The sequence below is a fragment of the Streptomyces hiroshimensis genome, from assembly GCF_014650335.1.
Classification (GTDB): Bacteria; Actinomycetota; Actinomycetes; order Streptomycetales; family Streptomycetaceae; genus Streptomyces; species Streptomyces hiroshimensis.
Genome location: NZ_BMUT01000005.1, coordinates 353,339 through 373,700, shown reverse-complemented (window position 1 = coordinate 373,700; position 20,362 = coordinate 353,339). Strand labels below are relative to the sequence as shown.

21 protein-coding genes are annotated in these 20,362 nt (G+C 70.0%); 17 read left to right on the top strand and 4 right to left on the bottom strand.

Translation table 11 applies throughout. The annotated features are described in order from the left end of the window. The first annotated feature begins 11 nt into the window (after positions 1-11). From IE241_RS14635 to IE241_RS14570, 14 genes are all read left to right on the top strand, one after another. Positions 12-659, top strand: coding sequence for an L-threonylcarbamoyladenylate synthase (locus IE241_RS14635; protein WP_058046287.1), 648 nt, complete (start codon positions 12-14; stop codon positions 657-659). Beyond that, on the top strand, positions 656-1,315 hold the full coding sequence (locus IE241_RS14630; RefSeq protein WP_190022137.1) for an arsenate reductase/protein-tyrosine-phosphatase family protein: 660 nt from the start codon (positions 656-658) through the stop codon (positions 1,313-1,315). Before IE241_RS14635 ends, IE241_RS14630 begins: the two co-directional genes overlap by 4 nt. Positions 1,316-1,409: 94 nt before the next feature. Next, positions 1,410-2,684 carry a serine hydroxymethyltransferase gene (glyA, locus tag IE241_RS14625; protein ID WP_229899239.1) on the top strand — a complete coding sequence of 425 codons (1,275 nt, stop codon included), beginning with the start codon at positions 1,410-1,412 and terminating at the stop codon, positions 2,682-2,684. Positions 2,685-2,783: 99 nt separating this feature from the next. After that, a complete protein-coding gene (locus IE241_RS14620; RefSeq protein ID WP_190022218.1) occupies positions 2,784-4,151 on the top strand; it encodes an MraY family glycosyltransferase in 1,368 nt (455 codons plus the stop codon). A gap of 255 nt (positions 4,152-4,406) precedes the next feature. Then, positions 4,407-4,844, top strand: coding sequence for a Cg1360 family ATP-synthase-associated protein (locus tag IE241_RS14615; RefSeq protein ID WP_190022217.1), 438 nt, complete (start codon positions 4,407-4,409; stop codon positions 4,842-4,844). Between the two features lie 273 nt (positions 4,845-5,117). Next, positions 5,118-5,912, top strand: a complete 795-nt coding sequence (gene atpB, locus IE241_RS14610) for a F0F1 ATP synthase subunit A (protein ID WP_190022216.1) — start codon at positions 5,118-5,120, stop codon at positions 5,910-5,912. Positions 5,913-5,988: 76 nt separating this feature from the next. Further along, positions 5,989-6,240 (top strand): ATP synthase F0 subunit C, encoded by a 252-nt coding sequence (gene atpE / locus IE241_RS14605; RefSeq protein ID WP_087926250.1) that lies wholly within the window; start codon positions 5,989-5,991, stop codon positions 6,238-6,240. A 41-nt stretch (positions 6,241-6,281) separates the two neighbouring features. Further along, entirely contained in the window at positions 6,282-6,851 is a 570-nt protein-coding gene (locus tag IE241_RS14600; protein WP_190022135.1) for a F0F1 ATP synthase subunit B, read from the top strand. After that, the gene (locus tag IE241_RS14595; RefSeq protein WP_190022134.1) at positions 6,848-7,663 is read left to right on the top strand and encodes a F0F1 ATP synthase subunit delta; all 816 of its coding nucleotides are present in this window, start codon (positions 6,848-6,850) and stop codon (positions 7,661-7,663) included. The genes IE241_RS14600 and IE241_RS14595 overlap by 4 nt, the downstream gene beginning before the upstream one ends. A 136-nt stretch (positions 7,664-7,799) precedes the next feature. Beyond that, positions 7,800-9,374 (top strand): F0F1 ATP synthase subunit alpha, encoded by a 1,575-nt coding sequence (gene atpA, locus IE241_RS14590; protein WP_030368001.1) that lies wholly within the window; start codon positions 7,800-7,802, stop codon positions 9,372-9,374. A gap of 2 nt (positions 9,375-9,376) precedes the next feature. Then, positions 9,377-10,300: a F0F1 ATP synthase subunit gamma gene (locus IE241_RS14585; RefSeq protein WP_190022133.1), complete on the top strand. Its 924-nt coding sequence runs from the start codon at positions 9,377-9,379 to the stop codon at positions 10,298-10,300. Next, entirely contained in the window at positions 10,300-11,742 is a 1,443-nt protein-coding gene (gene atpD, locus IE241_RS14580) for a F0F1 ATP synthase subunit beta (RefSeq protein WP_190022132.1), read from the top strand. The genes IE241_RS14585 and atpD overlap by 1 nt, the downstream gene beginning before the upstream one ends. Before the next feature lie 114 nt (positions 11,743-11,856). After that, positions 11,857-12,231, top strand: a complete 375-nt coding sequence (locus IE241_RS14575; RefSeq protein WP_058046298.1) for a F0F1 ATP synthase subunit epsilon — start codon at positions 11,857-11,859, stop codon at positions 12,229-12,231. Between the two features lie 117 nt (positions 12,232-12,348). After that, positions 12,349-12,798, top strand: a complete 450-nt coding sequence (locus IE241_RS14570; RefSeq protein WP_190022131.1) for a DUF2550 domain-containing protein — start codon at positions 12,349-12,351, stop codon at positions 12,796-12,798. Positions 12,799-12,859: 61 nt separating this feature from the next. Here IE241_RS14570 and IE241_RS14565 read toward each other — a convergent pair whose 3' ends face one another. The 3 genes from IE241_RS14565 to IE241_RS14555 form a co-directional block, all read right to left on the bottom strand. Next, positions 12,860-15,205 (bottom strand): glycosyl hydrolase family 18 protein, encoded by a 2,346-nt coding sequence (locus tag IE241_RS14565; RefSeq protein WP_373300670.1) that lies wholly within the window; start codon positions 15,203-15,205, stop codon positions 12,860-12,862. An 81-nt stretch (positions 15,206-15,286) separates the two neighbouring features. Then, positions 15,287-15,976 (bottom strand): response regulator, encoded by a 690-nt coding sequence (locus tag IE241_RS14560; protein WP_190022130.1) that lies wholly within the window; start codon positions 15,974-15,976, stop codon positions 15,287-15,289. Next, entirely contained in the window at positions 15,973-17,169 is a 1,197-nt protein-coding gene (locus tag IE241_RS14555) for a sensor histidine kinase (RefSeq protein WP_190022129.1), read from the bottom strand. Before IE241_RS14555 ends, IE241_RS14560 begins: the two co-directional genes overlap by 4 nt. Before the next feature lie 159 nt (positions 17,170-17,328). Here IE241_RS14555 and IE241_RS14550 point away from each other — a divergent pair, with 159 nt between their 5' ends. Beyond that, a complete protein-coding gene (locus IE241_RS14550; protein ID WP_190022128.1) occupies positions 17,329-17,910 on the top strand; it encodes a hypothetical protein in 582 nt (193 codons plus the stop codon). Positions 17,911-17,923: 13 nt separating this feature from the next. Here IE241_RS14550 and IE241_RS14545 read toward each other — a convergent pair whose 3' ends face one another. Continuing rightward, positions 17,924-18,496 (bottom strand): cob(I)yrinic acid a,c-diamide adenosyltransferase, encoded by a 573-nt coding sequence (locus IE241_RS14545; protein WP_190022127.1) that lies wholly within the window; start codon positions 18,494-18,496, stop codon positions 17,924-17,926. A gap of 261 nt (positions 18,497-18,757) precedes the next feature. Here IE241_RS14545 and IE241_RS14540 point away from each other — a divergent pair, with 261 nt between their 5' ends. Together IE241_RS14540 and IE241_RS14535 are read left to right on the top strand one after the other, a co-directional pair. Next, positions 18,758-19,606, top strand: a complete 849-nt coding sequence (locus tag IE241_RS14540) for a 3-hydroxyacyl-CoA dehydrogenase family protein (RefSeq protein ID WP_190022126.1) — start codon at positions 18,758-18,760, stop codon at positions 19,604-19,606. A gap of 191 nt (positions 19,607-19,797) precedes the next feature. Then, positions 19,798-20,130, top strand: coding sequence for an STAS domain-containing protein (locus IE241_RS14535; RefSeq protein WP_190022125.1), 333 nt, complete (start codon positions 19,798-19,800; stop codon positions 20,128-20,130). Positions 20,131-20,362: the final 232 nt, after the last annotated feature.

The following is a 20,362-nucleotide window of genomic DNA, read 5'->3' as shown; positions in this document are numbered from 1 at the left end:
GAGGTCCGTTAATGGCACGGCGATACGACTGCAGCGACGCGACCGACCGCAAGACCGGCCTGCGCGAGGCGGTCGCCGCGGTGCGCCGCGGTGAGCTGGTCGTGCTGCCCACCGACACCGTGTACGGCATCGGTGCGGACGCCTTCAGCCGCGAGGCCGTCGGCGATCTCCTGCAGGCCAAGGGCCGCGGCCGCGGCATGCCCTCGCCCGTCCTCGTCGGCTCCCCGAACACCCTGCACGGCCTCGTCACGGACTTCTCCGAGCAGGCCTGGGAGCTCGTCGACGCCTTCTGGCCCGGCGCGCTCACCCTCGTCGCCAACCACCAGCCGTCCCTGACCTGGGACCTGGGCGAGACCCGCGGCACCGTCGCCGTCCGGATGCCGCTGCACCCGGTCGCCATCGAGCTGCTCACCGAGTTCGGCCCGATGGCCGTCTCCAGCGCCAACCTCACCGGCCACCCGGCGCCGCAGGACTGCGACGCCGCCCAGGAGATGCTCGGCGACTCCGTCTCCGTCTACCTCGACGGCGGCCCGACCCCCGCCGACGTGCCGTCCTCCATCGTGGACGTCACCGGCAAGGTGCCCGTGCTGCTGCGCGCCGGTGCGATCAGCGCCGAGCAGCTGCGCGAGGTGGTACCCGACCTCGAGGTGGCGAATTGATCGCCCCGCAGGGGCGTGGCATAGCGGGACCGGACACGGCGGCCAAGGCCGACACCTTCCGCATCCTCCACGTCAGCACCGGCAACGTCTGCCGCTCGCCCATCACCGAGCGGCTGACCCGCCATGCCCTCACCGACCGGCTCGGCGACCCCTTCGCGGGCGGCCTGGTGGTGGAGAGCGCCGGCACCTGGGGCCACGAGGGGGCCCCGATGGAGGCGCACGCCGCCACGGTCCTCGCCGACCTCGGCGCCGACCCCGACGGGTTCACCGGCCGCGAGCTGCTCGACGAGCACGTCATCCGCGCCGACCTCGTCCTGACCGCCACCCGCGACCACCGCGCCCAGGTCATCTCCATGGGCCATTCGGCCGGGCTGCGCACCTTCACGCTGAAGGAGTTCACCCGGCTGGTGCGGGCCATAGACCCCGCGACCCTCCCGGACCCCGAGCGGGCCGGCGGCGTGGTCGAGCGGGCCCGCGCCCTGGTGCAGGCCGCCGCCGCCCTGCGCGGCTGGCTGCTCGCCCCGAACGCCGAGGCCGACGAGGTCCACGACCCCTACGGCGCCCCGATCACCTTCTTCCGCTCCATCGGCGACGAGATCAACCAGGCCCTCGACCCGGTCCTCACCGCACTCACCGGGCGCACCGCCGGGTCCTGACCGCCCTGCGCCGGCGCGGGCGCGGGCCTACATTGGGTGACACGCACCGCATCTTCCGATGTCCCGTGCACCACCGAGGTCCGGAGCGCGCGCCATGCCGGTCACCGCAGCAGCACCCCACACCCACTGGAGTCCCGACTTCGACGCGCTGCGCCGTCAGGACCCGGAGCTGGCGGGCCTGGTGCTCGCCGAGCTGGAACGCCAGTCCACGGGCCTCCAGCTGATCGCCGCCGAGAACTTCACCTCGCCCGCCGTCCTCGCGGCCCTCGGCTCCCCGCTGGCCAACAAGTACGCCGAGGGCTATCCCGGCGCCCGCCACCACGGCGGCTGCGAGCTGGTCGACCTCGCCGAGCGCGCCGCCACAGGCCGCGCCAAGGCCCTCTTCGGCGCCGAGCACGCCAACGTCCAGCCCCACTCCGGCTCCGCCGCGGTGCTCGCCGCCTACGCCGCCCTGCTGCGCCCGGGCGACAAGGTGCTGGCCATGGGCCTGCGGCACGGCGGCCACCTCACGCACGGCTCGCCCGCGAACTTCTCCGGCCGCTGGTTCGACTTCACCGGCTACGGGGTCCGCCGCGACACCGGCCTGATCGACTACGACGAGGTCCGTGCGCTGGCCCGCGAGCTGCGGCCCAGGGCGATCGTCTGCGGCTCGATCTCGTATCCGCGCCACATCGACTACGCGGCTTTCCGGGAGATCGCCGACGAGAGCGGCGCCTTCCTGATCGTGGACGCCGCCCACCCCATCGGCCTGGTCGCCGGGGGAGCGGCGCCGAACCCCGTGCCGTACGCCGACGTGGTGTGCGCGACCACCCACAAGGTGCTGCGCGGCCCGCGCGGCGGCATGATCCTGTGCCGCGGCGAGCTCGCGGGCCGGGTCGACCGCGCGGTCTTCCCCTTCACCCAGGGCGGCGCGCAGATGCACACCGTCGCGGCGAAGGCGGTGGCCTTCGGGGAGGCGGCGGCACCGGCCTTCACCGCGTACGCCCATCAGGTGGTGGCCAACGCCCGCGCCCTTGCCGCCGCGCTGGCCGCTGAGGGCCTCGCTGTGACCACGGGCGGCACCGATACGCACCTCATCACCACCGACGTCTCCGGGCTCGCCCTGGAGGCCTCCACGGCCCGCGGCAGGCTCGCGGCCGCCGGCATCGTCCTGGACGTCTGCGGGCTGCCCCACGGCACGGCGCACGGCCTGCGCCTGGGCACCGCGGCCGTCACCACACAGGGCATGCGGGAGCCGGAGATGGCCCGGATCGGCGCGCTGATCGGGGCGGTGCTGCGGGGCGCGGGGCAGGACGGGGGCCTGCGCGGGGAGGTCGCCCGGCTCGCGGGGAGCTTCCCGCTCTACGCTCCTTATCCCGCGCACATCTGACGGCTGCAACCATCGCGGGTGGCCGTACGTCTACAGCTGTATTCACGGATCGGGGGCGGACGCGAATATGGTGTGGGGCTGTGATGTCCAGCGCGACCTCTGGGGCAGCCCGTGCGTGAATACCTGCTGACGCTGTGCGTCACCGCGGCAGTCACCTATCTGCTGACGGGACCGGTGCGGAAGTTCGCGATCGTGGCCGGCGCGATGCCGGAGATCCGCGCGCGTGACGTACACCGGGAACCGACGCCGCGGCTCGGCGGTATCGCGATGTTCGGCGGCCTGTGCGCGGGCCTGCTGGTGGCCGCCCACCTGTCGAACCTGGGCAAGGTCTTCGAGCTGCACAGCGAGCCGCGGGCGCTGCTCTCGGGCGCCGGGCTGATCTGGATCCTCGGCGTGCTGGACGACAAGTGGGGCGTGGACGCCCTGGTCAAGCTGGGCGGTCAGATGATCGCCGCCGGTGTGATGGTGCTCCAGGGCCTGACGATCCTGTGGATCCCGGTGCCCGGCGTGGGCACGGTCGGGCTCACCCCCATGCAGGGCACGCTGCTGACGGTCGCCCTCGTCGTCATCACCATCAACGCGGTCAATTTCGTCGACGGCCTGGACGGTCTGGCCTCCGGAATGGTGTGCATCGCCGCCGCCGCGTTCTTCCTCTACGCCTACCGGCTCTGGTTCGGCCACAACGTGGAGGCGGCCGCGCCCGCGACGCTGTTCGCCGCGATCCTGATGGGCATGTGCCTGGGATTCCTCCCGCACAATATGCACCCTGCACGTATCTTTATGGGTGATTCGGGCTCGATGCTCATCGGCCTCGTGCTCGCCGCGGGCGCCATCTCCATCACCGGCCAGGTCGACCCCGATGTGCTCAACGCTTTCACGGGCGGTTCGGAGCGCGCGGTCGTGCACGCCACGGTGCCGGTCTACATCCCGCTGCTGCTGCCGCTGACCGTGATCGCGGTGCCCGTCGCGGACCTGCTGCTCGCCATCGTGCGGCGCACCTGGAACGGGCAGTCGCCGTTCGCCGCGGACCGCGGCCACCTGCACCACCGGCTGCTGGAGATCGGCCACTCGCACAGCCGTGCGGTGCTGATCATGTACTTCTGGTCCGGGCTCATCGCCTTCGGCACGGTCGCCTACTCCGTGCACTCGGCGAGCACCTGGATCCTGCTGCTGATCGTCGCGCTGAGCGCGGCCGGCCTCGTCCTCCTGCTGCTGCCGCGCTTCAAGCCGCGCGCCCCCCGCTGGGCCGAGGCGTTCGTGCCGCCGCGCTACCGCCGCCGCAAGGTCGCGGCCGCGGCGCCGGAGGCGGCCGGGGCTCTGGATGCGGCGGAAGCAGCCGGGGCGGCGGAGCCCGCCGAGGAGCCGGCGGAGCCCGGGGAGCAGCGCGAGCCCGTGCCGGCCGGTGTCCACGGCGCCACCGCCATCGGCGACCGCTCGCGCTTCACGAGGATCACCAGCAACAGCTGAAGGGTGGGTTCTCTATCAGAGAACCCACCCCTCGTCAGCGCCTTGACCAGCGACGTGACCCTTGCGTGTGACGTCCGGCACACGATGTAGGTAAAGACCTCATCAAATAGTTTGTGATACCGTTCACGAAACCCGGTGCTGGAGCCGAAGGACCGTAGTGCGGCGGTCCTCCGCCGTAAAGCCGCGAGCATTTCCGGGGATACGCTCGTCCACGACGAATCGTTGCTTCCGACCTCATCGCCGGAGAAACCCTTCATGCAGTCCAACGACGCCCGAACACTCATGCAGTGCGCCGTCCCGACCGTCGTGGCCGGCATCGTCGCCGCCGCCGTGAGCGGTGTGCTCGCCGGCGGCAAGGGTGCGCTCGGCGCCGTCGTCGGCACCCTGGTGGCGGGCGGCGTGATGGCCATGGGCCTGTTCGTTCTCCAGCGCACGGCGAAGTCCTTCCCGCACCTGTTCCAGGCCATGGGTCTGGTGCTCTACGTGACACAGTTCCTGATCGCCGCGGTCGTTCTCGCGGTCTTCCGGGACACGTCGCTGTTCAACACCCGGGCGTTCGCTTTCGCGCTGCTCGGCGCGGTCCTCGTGTGGACCGCCGCGCAGACCCGGGCGTATCTGAAGGCCAAGATCCTTTATGTCGATCCGGAATCCGTTGAGGCGAAGAAGTCCGCGCCCGCCGGGTCTCCGACGTGACCGGTAGGGCCGCGATAAAGGTGCCGGCGCTCACCTGCTATCGTCCGGTGCCATCTGAGGCACAGTGGGCGCAGGCAGCTGAACACCCGAGTTTTCCGGGCCGGAATCGGCAGTCCATGCAGCTGATGCCCGCGACCGGCCCCGCGCCGATCACCTGCCCCCCCATCCGCAAGACCAGTCCAGTGCCGTTCCGCGGCTGCGCGCCGTGCCGACACAACGAGGTTGCCGTACCTATGCGCCACGCTGAAGGAGCTCGCGGTGAGTGCTAACGAGATGCTCGCCTTCGAGACCAACTGCCACATCTTCGATGGGTGCGGCTTCCCGGCCCCAGGCCTCAACTCGTTCCTGTTCGAGCCGCTCTTCACCGTCGGTGGGATCGAGTTCAACAAGCCCATGCTGCTGGCCGTGCTGACCACGGTCATCGTCATCGGCTTCTTCTGGGCGGCCTTCGGCCGGGCCAAGGTGGTCCCCGGCAAGCTGCAGATGGTCGGTGAGGCGGGTTACGACTTCGTGCGCCGCGGCATCGTCTACGACTCGCTCGGCAAGAAGGAGGGCGAGAAGTACGTCCCCTTCATGGTCTCGCTGTTCTTCTTCGTCTGGATCATGAACCTCTGGTCGATCATTCCGGTCGCCCAGTTCCCGGTGACGTCGATCATCGCCTTCCCGGCGGCGCTCGCCCTGATCGTCTACGTCCTGTGGATGTACCTGACGTTCAAGAAGCACGGTTTCGTCGGCGGCCTGAAGAACATCGTCGGCTACGACAAGTCGCTCGGCCCGATCCTCCCGCTCGCCGTGGTCCTCGAGTTCTTCTCGAACGTGATCATCCGGCCCTTCACCCACGCGGTGCGGCTCTTCGCCAATATGTTCGCCGGTCACCTGCTGATCCTGATGTTCACCGTCGCCAGCTGGTACCTGCTGAACGGGATCGGCTTCGCCTACGCCGGTGTCTCCTTCGTGATGACCGTCGTGATGACCGCCTTCGAGCTCTTCATCCAGGCCGTCCAGGCTTACGTCTTCGTGCTGCTGGCCACCAACTACGTCCAGGGCGCGCTCGCAGAGCACCACTGAGCACCCCCGCTCCCCAGACCAACAGTCGTCCGGTGGCCAACCCCCACCGGTCCGTGAAAGAGAAGGAAGAACGAGCATGTCTGCTGCTCTCCAGACCATCGCCGCTGGTGTCGAGATCAAGGGCAACCTCGGCTCGATCGGTTACGGCCTGGCCGCGATCGGCCCCGGCGTCGGCGTCGGCATCGTCTTCGGTAACGGCACCCAGGCGCTGGCCCGTCAGCCCGAGGCCGCCGGCCTGATCCGCGCCAACCAGATCCTCGGCTTCGCCTTCTGTGAGGCGCTCGCCCTGATCGGTCTGGTCATGCCGTTCGTCTACCCGTCCGCCTGATCACAGCCTGACGACCACTGTTTTCGACGGAAGGCATTGATGTGAATCCCCTGGCAGTCCTGGCGAGCGAGGGGGAGCTGGAAAACCCGCTCCTGCCCCCGCTCCCAGAGCTCGTCATCGGCCTGATCGCCTTCGCCATCGTCTTCATCTTCCTCGGCAAGAAGCTCCTCCCGAAGATCAACTCGACTCTGGACGAGCGCCGCGAGGCCATCGAAGGCGGCATGGAGAAGGCCGAGGCCGCCCAGGCCGAGGCGCAGCAGGTGCTCGAGGACTACCGGGCCCAGCTCGCCGACGCCCGCCATGAGGCCGCCCGCATGCGCCAGGAGGCGCAGGAGCAGGGTGCGTCGATGATCGCAGAGATGCGGTCCGAGGGTGAGCGTCAGCGCGAGGAGATCATCGCTGCCGGCCACGCCCAGATCGAGGCCGACCGCAAGGCCGCTTCGGCCTCGCTCCGCCAGGACGTGGGCAAGCTCGCCGGCGACCTGGCCGGCCGGATCGTCGGCGAGTCCCTCGCGGACGCGGCCCGGCAGAGCCGGACCATCGACCGCTTCCTCGATGACCTCGAGGCCAAGGCGGCGGCCGGTGCGACGAAGGCAGAGGCGAACCGATGAGCGGCGCGAGCCGGGAGGCACTGGCCTCCGCACGTGAGCGCCTCGACGCGCTGGCGGACAACACCTCCGTGGACGCGGCGAAGCTCGCCGACGACCTCGCCGCGGTCACCGCGCTGCTGGACCGCGAGGTCTCGCTGCGCCGGGTCCTGACCGACCCCGCCCAGTCGGGTGAGGCCAAGTCCCAGCTGGCCGGGCGTCTGCTCGGCGGCCAGGTGGGCGGCGAGTGCGCCGACCTGGTCTCCGGGATGGTCCGTTCCCGCTGGTCGCGCTCGCGCGACCTGGTGGACGCGATCGAGGAGCTGGCCTCCGGCGCCGAGTTCATCGCCGCCGACCGCGCCGGTGTCCTGGACGACGTCGAGGACGAGCTGTTCCGCTTCGGCCGCATCGTCGCCTCCAGCTCCGAGCTGCGGGCCGCGCTGACGGACAAGGTCGCGAACCGCTCGGCCAAGGCCGCGCTGGTGCGCGAGCTGCTGGGGGGCCGGGCCAACCCGGTCACCGAGCGACTCGTCGTCCGTCTTGTGGCACAGCCGCGGGGCCGTAGCCTGGAGGCGGGGCTCAACGCCCTCTCCAAGCTGGCCGCGGACCGCCGGGACCGTGTGGTCGCAGTGGTCACGTCCGCGGTGCCGATGAGCGACGCCCAGAAGCAGCGGCTCGGCGATGCGCTCGCCAAGCTGTACGGGCGCCGTGTCCACCTCAACCTGGACATCGACCCCGAGCTCATCGGCGGTGTGCAGGTGCGGATCGGCGACGAGGTCATCAACGGCAGCATCGCGGACCGCCTCGCCGAGGCGGACCGGCGGATGGCCGGCTGACAGCCACCAACTCAAGAGCATGACTGACGGCCCGAGTTGGGCCGACGGTGTCCTCCGGGGGCCCGCAGCACCGCTGCGGAACCCAGCCTCCGGAGAAGAAATACTTCGGGCCCAACAAGGAGAGCAGGGAACCCAGATGGCGGAGCTCACGATCCGGCCGGAGGAGATCCGGGACGCGCTGGAGAACTTTGTCCAGGCGTACAAGCCGGACGCGGCCTCGCGCGAGGAGGTCGGTACGGTCAGCGTTGCCGGCGACGGCATCGCTAAGGTCGAGGGCCTTCCCTCGGCCATGGCGAACGAGCTGCTGCGGTTCGAGGACGGAACCCTCGGTCTCGCCCTCAACCTCGAGGAGCGCGAGATCGGTGCGGTCGTCCTCGGCGAGTTCAGCGGCATCGAGGAGGGCCAGCCGGTGCAGCGCACCGGTGAGGTGCTCTCCGTCGCGGTCGGCGAGGGCTACCTCGGCCGCGTCGTCGACCCGCTGGGCAACCCGATCGACGGCCTCGGCGAGATCGCCGGCATCGAGGGCCGCCGCGCCCTCGAGCTGCAGGCCCCCACGGTCATGCAGCGCAAGTCGGTCCACGAGCCGATGGAGACCGGCTACAAGGCCGTCGACGCGATGACCCCGGTCGGCCGCGGTCAGCGTCAGCTGGTCATCGGCGACCGCCAGACCGGCAAGACCGCGCTGGCCGTCGACACGATCATCAACCAGCGTGACAACTGGCGCACCGGCGACCCGAAGAAGCAGGTCCGCTGCATCTACGTCGCCATCGGCCAGAAGGGCTCCACCATCGCCTCCGTGCGCGCCGCGCTGGAGGAGGCCGGTGCGCTGGAGTACACGACGATCGTCGCGGCCCCCGCGTCCGACCCGGCGGGCTTCAAGTTCCTCGCCCCCTACACCGGCTCGGCCATCGGTCAGCACTGGATGTACCAGGGCAAGCACGTCCTGATCGTCTTCGACGACCTGTCGAAGCAGGCCGACGCCTACCGCGCCGTGTCGCTGCTGCTGCGCCGCCCGCCGGGCCGTGAGGCCTACCCGGGTGACGTCTTCTACCTGCACTCGCGTCTGCTGGAGCGCTGCGCCAAGCTCTCCGACGAGATGGGTGCCGGCTCGATGACCGGTCTGCCGATCGTCGAGACCAAGGCCAACGACGTCTCGGCGTTCATCCCGACCAACGTCATCTCCATCACCGACGGCCAGTGCTTCCTGGAGTCCGACCTGTTCAACGCCGGCCAGCGCCCGGCCCTGAACGTCGGTATCTCGGTCTCGCGTGTCGGTGGCTCCGCCCAGCACAAGGCCATGAAGCAGGTCTCCGGCCGGCTTCGCGTGGACCTCGCCCAGTTCCGTGAGCTGGAGGCGTTCGCCGCCTTCGGTTCCGACCTGGACGCGGCCTCGAAGGCCTCGCTGGAGCGCGGTAAGCGCATGGTCGAGCTGCTGAAGCAGGCCCAGTACGCCCCGTACTCCACCGAGGACCAGGTCGTCTCGATCTGGGCCGGCACCACCGGCAAGATGGACGACGTCCCGGTCGAGGACATCCGCCGCTTCGAGCGCGAGCTGCTGGACTTCCTGCACCGCGAGCACAAGGGCCTCATGACCTCCATCCGTGAGGGCGGCAAGATGTCCGACGACACGCTGCAGGCCGTGGGCGACGCGATCGCGTCCTTCAAGCAGCAGTTCGAGACCGCGGACGGCAAGCTGCTGGGCGAGGGCTGAGCATGGGTGCCCAGCTCCGGGTCTACAAGCGACGGATCAAGTCCGTCACTGCGACCAAGAAGATCACCAAGGCGATGGAGATGATCGCCGCCTCGCGCATCGTCAAGGCGCAGCGCCAGGTGGCCGCATCGACTCCGTACGCCAGTGAGCTCACCCGGGCAGTGACCGCGGTTGCCACCGGCTCCACCACCAAGCACGCCCTGACCACCGAGGCGGAGAACCCGGTCCGGGCCGCGGTGCTGCTCGTCACGAGCGACCGCGGTCTGGCCGGCGGCTACTCCTCGAACGCCATCAAGGCGGCTGAGCAGCTCACCGAGCGGCTCAAGGCCGAGGGCAAGGACGTCGTCACGTACATCGTCGGCCGCAAGGGCGTCTCGTACTACGGCTTCCGTGAGCGCCCGGTGGCGGAGTCCTGGACCGGCTTCACCGACAGCCCGGCCTACGCCGATGCCAAGCGCATCGCGGGTCCGCTGATCGAGGCCGTTCAGCGGGACACCGCCGAGGGCGGCGTGGACGAGCTGCACATCGTCTTCACCGAGTTCGCCTCGATGATGACGCAGACGCCGGTCGACAACCGCCTGCTGCCGCTGAGCCTGGAGAAGGCCCCGGTGGAGCAGGAGGCTGCTGCGCCGGGCCGGATCCTTCCGCTGTTCGACTTCGAGCCGTCGGCCGAGGGCGTCCTCGACGCCCTGCTGCCGCGGTACGTGGAGTCGCGGATCTACAACGCTCTGCTGCAGGCAGCGGCTTCCGAGCACGCGGCCCGCCGCCGTGCGATGAAGTCCGCGACCGACAACGCAGAAGAGCTCATCAAGTCGCTCTCGCGGCTTGCCAATGCGGCCCGCCAGGCCGAAATCACCCAGGAAATCAGCGAGATCGTCGGTGGCGCCAGCGCTCTGGCCGACGCGACCGCGGGGAGTGACAACTAATGACGACCACTGTTGAGACGGCCGCCGCCACGGGCCGCGTCGCGCGGGTCATCGGCCCCGTCGTCGACGTGGAGTTCCCCGTCGACGCGATGCCGGAGATCTACAACGCCCTGCACGTCGAGGTCGACGACCCGGCCGAGGAGGGCGCTCGCAAGACGCTGACCCTCGAGGTCGCCCAGCACCTGGGCGAGGGCCTGGTCCGCGCGATCTCCATGCAGCCCACCGACGGTCTGGTCCGCCAGGCCCCGGTGACCAACACCGGCACGGGCATCACCGTCCCGGTCGGTGACGTGACCAAGGGCAAGGTGTTCAACACCCTGGGCCAGGTCCTCAACGAGGACCCGTCCACGGTCGCCGACGCCGAGCGCTGGTCCATCCACCGCAAGGCCCCGGCCTTCGACCAGCTCGAGTCCAAGACCGAGATGTTCGAGACCGGCCTGAAGGTCGTCGACCTTCTCACCCCGTACGTCAAGGGTGGAAAGATCGGTCTGTTCGGTGGTGCCGGTGTCGGCAAGACCGTGCTGATCCAGGAAATGATCATGCGTGTGGCGAAGCTGCACGAGGGCGTTTCCGTCTTCGCCGGTGTCGGTGAGCGCACCCGTGAGGGCAACGACCTCATGGTCGAGATGGAGGAGGCCGGCGTTCTCGACAAGACCGCGCTGGTCTTCGGTCAGATGGACGAGCCCCCGGGCACCCGTCTGCGCGTGGCCCTGGCCGGTCTGACCATGGCGGAGTACTTCCGCGATGTGCAGAAGCAGGACGTGCTGTTCTTCATCGACAACATCTTCCGCTTCACCCAGGCCGGTTCCGAGGTCTCCACCCTGCTGGGCCGCATGCCCTCCGCGGTGGGTTACCAGCCGAACCTCGCGGACGAGATGGGCATCCTGCAGGAGCGCATCACCTCGACCCGTGGTCACTCGATCACCTCGATGCAGGCGATCTACGTCCCCGCGGACGACCTGACCGACCCGGCCCCGGCGACCACCTTCGCCCACCTGGACGCCACGACCGTTCTGTCGCGTCCGATCTCGGAGAAGGGCATCTACCCGGCGGTCGACCCGCTGGACTCGACGTCCCGCATCCTGGACCCGCGCTACGTCGCGCAGGACCACTACGACACCGCCATGCGGGTCCGAGGCATCCTGCAGAAGTACAAGGACCTCCAGGACATCATCGCGATCCTCGGTATCGACGAGCTCGGCGAGGAGGACAAGCTCGTTGTCCACCGCGCCCGTCGTGTCGAGCGCTTCCTGTCGCAGAACACCCACGCGGCGAAGCAGTTCACCGGTGTCGACGGCTCCGACGTCCCGCTGGACGAGTCCATCGCGGCGTTCAACGCCATCTGCGACGGTGAGTACGACCACTTCCCCGAGCAGGCCTTCTTCATGTGCGGTGGCCTTGAGGACCTGAAGAAGAACGCCAAGGAGCTGGGCGTCTCCTGAGCCCCGTGCTCGTCAGCTGCCGGGGGCGGGGCGCTCCCGCCCCCGGCAGCCACGTCCCCTATTCTTTGACCCAACACCTGCCGTGCCCGGCAGGTGAAGACCCGAGGAGCCACGTTGGCTGCTGAGCTGCACGTCGAGCTGGTCGCGGCGGACCGAAGCGTCTGGTCCGGCGAGGCCACTCTGGTCATCGCGCGTACCACATCGGGTGACATCGGCGTCATGCCCGGCCACCAGCCGCTGCTCGGTGTGCTGGAGTCCGGCCCGGTGACCATCAGGACCGCCGACGGCAATGTCGTCGCCGCGGTGCACGGCGGTTTCATCTCGTTCGCGGACGACAAGCTCTCGCTGCTCGCCGAGATCGCGGAGCTTGCCGACGAGATCGACGTCAAGCGTGCGGAGCGGGCGCTGGAGCGCGCCAAGTCGGCGGCCGACGCCGCCGCCGAGCGTCGCGCCGATGTCCGGCTGCGTGCGGTCGCGGGCGTTCACTAGCCCACGGCCCACTGAGTTCGTCCCTCAGCCGCGGACCGCACTGGAACACTCCAGGGCGGTCCGCGGCTGAGGCAATACAAGCCCGTTGCTCTAGATGATGCGAGGAGGTCGGTGGAGATGGTCCTCGCTCTGCTCGTGAGCGGCGTCGTCGTCCTGCTGGTGCTGGTGGGGCTCTTCGTCTTCGGGCTGCGCAGGCGCCTGATCCAGCGCTCCGGCGGTACGTTCGACTGCAGTCTGCGCTGGAACGTCCCGGAGAAGGACCCCACGCCGGACGGCAAGGGCTGGGTGTACGGCGTCGCCCGCTACAACAGTGACCGGATCGAGTGGTTCCGGGTCTTCTCGTACGCGCCGCGGCCGCGGAGGCTGCTGGAGCGCGCGTCCATCGAGGTGCTGGAGCGGCGGTCGCCGCAGGGGGACGAGGAACTGGCCCTGCTGTCCGACGCCGTCGTGCTGATCTGTTCGCATCAGGGGACGCGGCTGGAGCTGGCGATGAGCGAGGACGCTCTTACCGGGTTCCTGGCGTGGCTGGAGGCCGCTCCTCCCGGCCAGCGGGTGAATGTGGCTTAGCTTCCTGTGGTCTCAAAAGCCGGCCGGGCTGGATATATCCAGCCCGGCCGGCTTTTGCTCGTCAGGAACGCAAGCCGTTGTCGACAGCCGTCATCAGCGTGCCGCTGTCCCCGGACATCTCCCAGATCATCACGCCGCCCAGGCCCTTCGGCTTGAGCCAGGCCGTCTTCTTGTTGATCGACCACACGTCGTCGAACGTCCACCACTGGCCGTTGTTGCCGGTATACCCGTACGTCGCGACCGACTGCTCGTCGTGGTAGACCGTGAGGCCCGCGACGGACGCGATCAGGTTGTCGTAGCCGCGCGTCCCCGCCTCCTCCGGGAACTGGCCGGGAGCCGCCCCGTTCGCCGTCTGCCAGACGCCGCGCTCGCCGCCGTCGGCGACCTGCTGCCAGCCGCGGCCGTAGAAGGCCAACCCGAGGACGACCTTCTTCGGGTCGACCCCTGCGTCGAGATAGGCCTGCACGGTCTTGTCGACGCTGAACTTCGTCGCGTACGGGTCCTTGGCGTCCTGGTAGAGGTTCCCCTGGTGGCCCGTGCGGTTGGGCTCCCAGCTGTTGTCGCTGCCTGAGCCGTGGAAGTCGTAGCCCTGGACGTTGGCGAAGTCCATGTAGTCGAAGACGCTGGGCGTGCCGTCCTTGGTGGTGATGTCCCAGCCGGCCTCGATCTTCGCCGGGTCGGCCGGGGTGAAGGCCGTGAGCAGGTACTTCTTGCCGGTCGTCGCGCTCAGGGTGTCGAGCTGCCGGCGGAACTCGGCGAAGAGCAGGGTGTTGTTGGCCTTGTCGTCCTTGGAGACGTGGTTGCCGGCGTGGCCCTCGGAGCCCGGCCACTCCCAGTCGATGTCGAAGCCGTCGAAGATCCCGGCGGCGGTGCCGGGGCCGCCGCGGCCGTTGGTCACCGGCAGGTCGCCCTTGATGTACATGTCGATGCAGGACTTCACGAACTTCTGCCGGGAGGCGTCCGTCCTGGCGACGTCCGAGAAGTACTTGCTGTACGTCCAGCCGCCGATCGACATATTGATCTTGAGGCCGGGGTGCTTGGCCTTGAGCTTCTTCAGCTGGTTGAAGTTGCCGGCCAGCTTCTGGTCCCAGGTGTCGCCGACGCCGTCGACGGACTCGCCGGCACCGAAGCCCTTCTCGTAGTCGGCCCAGGAGTCGCCCGCGCCGTCACCCTGGCTGGGGTCCTGGGGGTTGGGAGTGGTGGCCTTGGTGACGCCGTTGAGGCATGTGAGGTCGGTGGGGTGGATGTTGGAGAAGGAGTAGTTGATGTGGGTGAGCTTGGCGGCGGCGCCCGTGTTCTCCAGTGACTTCACGGTGTAGCCGCGGCCGTAGATGCCCCACTGCACGAAGTAGCCGACCTTGGCGTAACCCGTGCCCGGCTGCGGCTGACCGCCGCCCGTCGTGCGGACGGTCAGCGGCGGGCTGGCCTTGCCGGTCTGTCCCGCGGTGTCCCGGGCGACGACGGTGTAGGTGTAGTCGGTGCCCGCGGTGAGACCGGTGTCCGTGTAGGCGAGCTTGCCCACCGTGGCGGCCTTCACGGTGCCGCGGTAGACGTCGTAGTTCTTGATGCCCTTGTCGTCCGTGGCGGCGGGCCACTTCAGGGTGACGGAGGTGTCGGTGACCGCGGTCGCCTGAGGGGTGCCGGGGGCGGAGGGCGGCTTGTCGGTGCCGCCGCCGCTGCCCGTGCGGAGGGTGGCGGAGGGGCTCGCCGGGCCCGTCTGGCCGGCGGAGTCGCGGGCGACGACCTTGTACGCGTAGTCGGTGTCGGCGCTGAGGCCGGTGTCGGTGAAGGAGGTGCCGGTGACCGTGCCGACGACGCTGTCGCCGCGGTAGACGTCGTAGTTCTTGACGCCCTTGTCGTCCGTGGCGGCCGCCCAGGTCAGTGTGATGCTGTCGGCCGTGACGCCGGTGGAGGAGGGCTGCCCGGGGGCGCTGGGCGGGGTGTCCGCGGAGGAGCCGTCGCAGGGCCCGCCGTCGAGCCTGCAGCCCGTGGGGTCGCCGTTGCCGGAGCCGACGAAGCCGAAGGTGACGCTGGCGCCGGGGGCGATGGTGCCGTTGTACTCGCGGTTCTTGGCGGTGTAGTGGGAGCCCGAGCCGGTGAGCAGGGCGTCCCAGTAGGCGCCGACCGTGGTGGTGGAGGGGAAGTCCCACTCGACGGTCCAGGCGCTGATGGTGGTCGTACCGGTGTTCTTGACGGTCCACTGCGCCTGGAAGCCCGTTCCCCAGTCGGATGTCTTGACGAATGCCGCCGTCGCGGAGGGGGCGGCGTGGGCCGGGGCGGCCGCGAGGCCGACGAGCCCGGCGGCGGGCAGTGCGAGCGTGGCCAGGGCGGCCACCGCTCTTCGTAAGGTGCGGCCGATGCTTCCTGAGGTTCCTGTGCCGGCTCCTGTGCCGGTTCCTGTGCTCAAGGGGGTGCTCCTCGCAGAGAGGTGCGGACAGGTGGGGGGTGCACAGCTGCTCGGGGAGCGTAGAAAGGTCCGTACCAATGGTCAAGAGGACTGGACCAGCCCCCACTCCCGGGCCAGCACCGCCGCTTGCACCCTGCTGCGCAGCTCCAGCTTGCCCAGCAACCTGCTGACGTGCGTCTTCACCGTCGCCTCGGCCATGCCCAGGCGGCCCGCGACCTCCGCGTTCGACAGCCCCTCGCCCAGCGCCACCAGCACCTCGCGCTCGCGGCGGGTCAGCGACTCCAGCGCCGCGGGCTCCTCGGCGCCCGGCGCCCGGCCGTGCGCCGGGCGCGCGAACTCCGCGATCAGGCGGCGCGTCACCGCCGGGGAGATCAGCCCCTCCCCGGCCGCCACCGTCCGCACCGCCGCGATGAGACCGGCGGCGTCGCTGTCCTTGAGCAGGAAGCCCGCCGCGCCCGCGCGCAGCGCCCCGAAGACGTACTCGTCCAGGTCGAAGGTGGTCAGCACCAGGACGTCGGCGAGTCGCTCGGCGACCACCTGCCGGGTCGCCGACACCCCGTCCAGGCGCGGCATCTGCACGTCCATCAGCACCAGGTCCGGGCGCAGTTCGCGGGCCAGCCGGACGGCCTCCTCGCCGTCGGCCGCCTCCCCGACGACCTCGATGCCCGGCGCCGAGCGCAGGATGAGCACCAGCCCCGAGCGTACGGACGCCTGGTCCTCGGCCACGAGAACGCGGACGCCCCGGTCTTCTCCGGCGGGTGTGGTGGTCACGGTGTTCCTTCCTCCGGTACGGGCAACAGCGCCCGTACGCGCCAGCACTTGCCGTCCGGGCCCGCCACCGGGCCCGCCCCGAACTCCCCGCCCAGCAGGGCCACCCGCTCACCCATGCCGACCAGCCCCGCCCCGGCGCCCGGCGCCCGGGGCACCGGGCCCGCGCCGCACGCGCTGGTCACCTCCACCACCAGCCGCCTGCCGTCCTCGCGCGCCAGACGCACCGTCACCTCGCCCGGGGCCGCGTGCTTGACCGCGTTGGTCAGCGACTCCTGGACGATGCGGTACGCCGCGAGCTCGATCGGCGCCGGGAGCGGCCCCGGCCCCCGCCCGTCGTCCAGGACGAAGCGGAAGCGTTCGTCGCGGACGGCCGTGCGGGCGTGGGCGAGCAGGGCGTCCACGCCGTCGAGCCGCGGGGTCGCCGCGGGCTCCTCCTCGCCGCCCGCCTGCCGCAGCAGCCCGATGAGGCGGCGCATTTCGGCCAGGCCCTGCACGCTGTTCTCCCGGATCACGGCGAGCGCCTCCTCCGACGCCTTCGCCTCCCCGATCGACAGCGCCGCGGTGGAGTGGATCGCGATCGCCGACAGATGGCCCGCGACCATGTCGTGCAGCTCGCGCGCCATCCGGGCGCGCTCGGCACCCACGGCCTCGCGCCGGTCCATCTCGGCCAGCAGCGCGGTCCGCTCGGCCTCCAGCCGGGCCGAGCGCGCGTCGTCGCGGTGCCGGCGGATGCCCGCGCCGGTCCACGCCGGAGCGACGATCAGCACCCCGAAGCCGAAGCCGATCAGCAGCGCCTCCGGCTTGCGGAGCACCGCCACCGCCAGCAGCGTCCCCAGCACCGTCAGCACCTCGCTGACGCGGGGGATGCGCGAGGCGACGGACGGGCGGCCGTAGAGCACCGCCGCGTAGACGATGTCCGTGTACATGGCGATCGTCGCGACGAGCGAGCCCGTGAAGATGTCGAGCGCGAGCGTGAGCGTGCCGACGGCGAGGGCCGTCAGCGGGGCGCTGCGCCGCAGCAGCTCGGCGCCGCACATGACGACCAGCGCGACCAGGGACAGCCAGCCGGGCACCGCGGCCGGCGGCGGGCTGTTGTGCAGGCCGAGGAACCACAGCGCCAGACCGCCCCCGAGGCCTGTGGCCGCGATGAGGACGGCGTCGCGGTCGGGGCGGCGGGGGAGGCGGACGGGCATGCGTACATCACAGCACGGGGCGGGGGCCGCGGGGACGGGCTGCGGGAGGGGACTGCGGGCTGCGCGCTACATCGAAGGATGCAGTCCGGAATCGTCGTACGTGACGAGGAAAGTGCTGGTCATGGCCGGGACTCTGGAAGGGAGGGAAGGGAGAGAACCGTGATCGTCACGCTGATCGTCGTCTGCGAGGTCGGCTTCTGGGTGCTGCTGGCCGGCGGCCTGAGCCTGCGGTACCTGGCGAAGATGCCGCGGGCGGGGATCGCCGTGCTGCTGCTGGAGCCCGTGCTGGAGCTGGTCCTGCTGATCGCCACCGCGGTCGACCTGAGGAACGGCGCACAGGCCGACTGGAAGCACGGCCTGGCCGCCGTCTACATCGGCTACTCCGTCGGCCTCGGCCACTCCACGATCAAGTGGGTCGACGCCCGCTTCGCCCACCGCTTCGCGGGCGGCCCGCCGCCGGTGAAGCCGCCGAAGTACGGGGCGGCCCGCACCGCCCACGAGTGGAAGACCGCCGCCCGCTGGATCCTGTCCTGCGCGGTCGCCCTCGGCCTCCTGCAGGCGGCGGTCTGGTACGTCGGGGACGGGGGTGACATCAGCTCGCTGCGGGCCTGGCAGACGAAGATGCTCATCGTGGCCGGCATCAACCTGCTCATCGCGGCGAGCTACACGATCTGGCCGAAGCAGGCGCCGAGCACGGAGGAGCCGAAGGAGGCGCCCAGCACGGAGGAACTGAAGCGCTGACCCTGCTCGGCACTCAGCGGTTCTCGCCGGGGACCCAGAGGATGTCCCCCACTTCCTTGTTCGCCGTCCGCGCCAGGATGAACAGCAGGTCCGAGAGGCGGTTCAGGTACGTCGCCGTCAGAGGGTTCATGATGTCCGCGTGGAGTTCCATCGCCGCCCAGGTGGCGCGCTCCGCGCGGCGTACGACCGTGCACGCCTGGTGCAGCAGCGCCGCCCCCGGCGTGCCCCCGGGCAGGATGAAGCTGCGCAGTTTCTCCAGGTCCTCCAGGAAGCGGTCGCAGTCCGCCTCCAGCTTGTCGATGTAGGACTGCTCCACGCGCAGCGGCGGGTACTTGGGGTTCTCGGCCACGGGCGTCGCCAGGTCGGCGCCGACGTCGAAGAGGTCGTTCTGGATGCGGACGAGCACCTTCACGATCTCCTCGGGCAGCTGCCCGAGCGCGATCGCCACCCCGATCGCGGCGTTGGCCTCGTTGGTGTCGGCGTAGGCGGCGATGCGGGTGTCGGTCTTGACGGTGCGGCTCATATCGCCGAGGGCGGTGGTGCCGGTATCACCGGTGCGGGTGTAAATACGCGTCAGGTTGACCATGGGGACGAGCCTAGCCACGAGGCGGTGGCCTGCCGAGACCGCCACGCACCGCGCCACGCACCGCGCCACCCCTGTGACGCCTGGGGCTGAAGGGGCCCAACTGCAGTGTGGGGACCGGCCAGTGGGCGTCTCGATGTGATGTCCGTCATGTGGGACGTGACGCGCATCTCTAACCGCCCAACCGCGCCGCGCCGGGCGCTAAGGTCCGGCCGAGAGAGTGCGTTGAGAACAGCTATGTGCACAGGGAGTAAGGGGACAGCCGTGGCCAAGAAGCTCGCCGTCATCGGGGCCGGACTGATGGGGTCCGGGATCGCGCAGGTCTCCGCCCAGGCCGGGTGGGACGTCGTGCTGCGGGACGTCACCGACGCGGCGCTGCAGCGCGGTACGGACGGCATCAAGGCCTCGTACGACAAGTTCGTCTCCAAGGGCAAGCTGGAGGCCGCCGCAGCCGAGCAGGCCCTCGCCCGCATCACCACCACGACCGACCTGGACGCCGCCGCCGATGCGGACATCGTGGTCGAGGCCGTCTTCGAGGACATCGACACCAAGCGGGACATCTTCCGCACCCTGGACGGCCTGGTGAAGGACGAGACGGTCCTCGCCTCGAACACCTCCGCCATCCCGATCACCAAGATCGCGGCGGCCACGCAGCGCCCCGAGCGCGTCGTCGGCGCGCACTTCTTCTCGCCGGTGCCGATGATGCAGCTGTGCGAGCTGGTGCGCGGCTACAAGACCAGTGACGAGACGCTGGCCAAGGCCCGTGAGTTCGCCGAGGGCGTCGGCAAGACCTGCATCGTCGTCAACCGCGACGTGGCCGGCTTCGTCACCACGCGGCTGATCTCCGCCCTCGTCGTCGAGGCCGCGAAGCTCTACGAGTCGGGCGTGGCCACCGCCGAGGACATCGACATCGCCTGCAAGCTGGGCTTCGGCCACGCGATGGGCCCGCTGGCCACCGCCGACCTGACCGGCATCGACATCCTGATGCACGCCACGGGGAACATCTACACCGAGTGCCAGGACGAGAAGTTCGCGCCGCCGGAGATCATGCGCCGCATGGTGGACGCGGGTGACCTGGGCCGTAAGAGTGGACAGGGCTTTTACCAGCACTGAATCCCCACCGACCGGGTAACCGATACCTAATTCACCCTGCAGGGTGAATTAGGTATCGGTTCGCCAACAGGCGGCAACCTTGTCGTGTGAGAGGCAGTCAGTTCTTTGTAACCACAGAGCCTTGAGAACCACACCGGGCCGCAGCGTCACACCGTCATCACGCACCATCGGGCATCACTCCGGGAGCGCATATGCACATCAGGGGCGACCACGCCGAACTGGTCGTCGGGGGCCGCCTCGACGTCCGCAGCGCGGCGGACGCCCGTACGGTCCTGCACTCCGCCCTCGACTCCGGCCGTGGTGACCTCGTCCTCGACCTCACCGAGCTGGACTCCTGGGACGCCACCGGCCTCGGCGTCATCATGGGCGCCCACCGCCGCGCCGGCCGCACCGGCCGCCGCCTCGTCCTGCGCGGCGTGCCCGACCGCATGCAGCGGCTGCTCGTCGCCACCCGGCTGCACCGCATCCTCGCCATCGAGGGCGGAATCGGCGTCGAGGCGGGCGAGTCCCTGCCCCGTGTGTAGGCGGATGTGAACGGAGTTGCCATAGAGGCACCCGCGTCCGCATGCGTCCCCTTCTTTCCGATTCTCATGAGACTGTGACATGCCCCGGGCAGCGGGGCCCCCTTCGCTTCATGGATACTGTGCGCAGGTCTGAGGTTCGGTTTTCCCGCCGCGAAAGGCCGCATAACAGAGCCCACGGCGGGCACCGATGAAGCGCCGGCCGGTATGCCCGGCCGAGGGTTGAGGAGTGCGG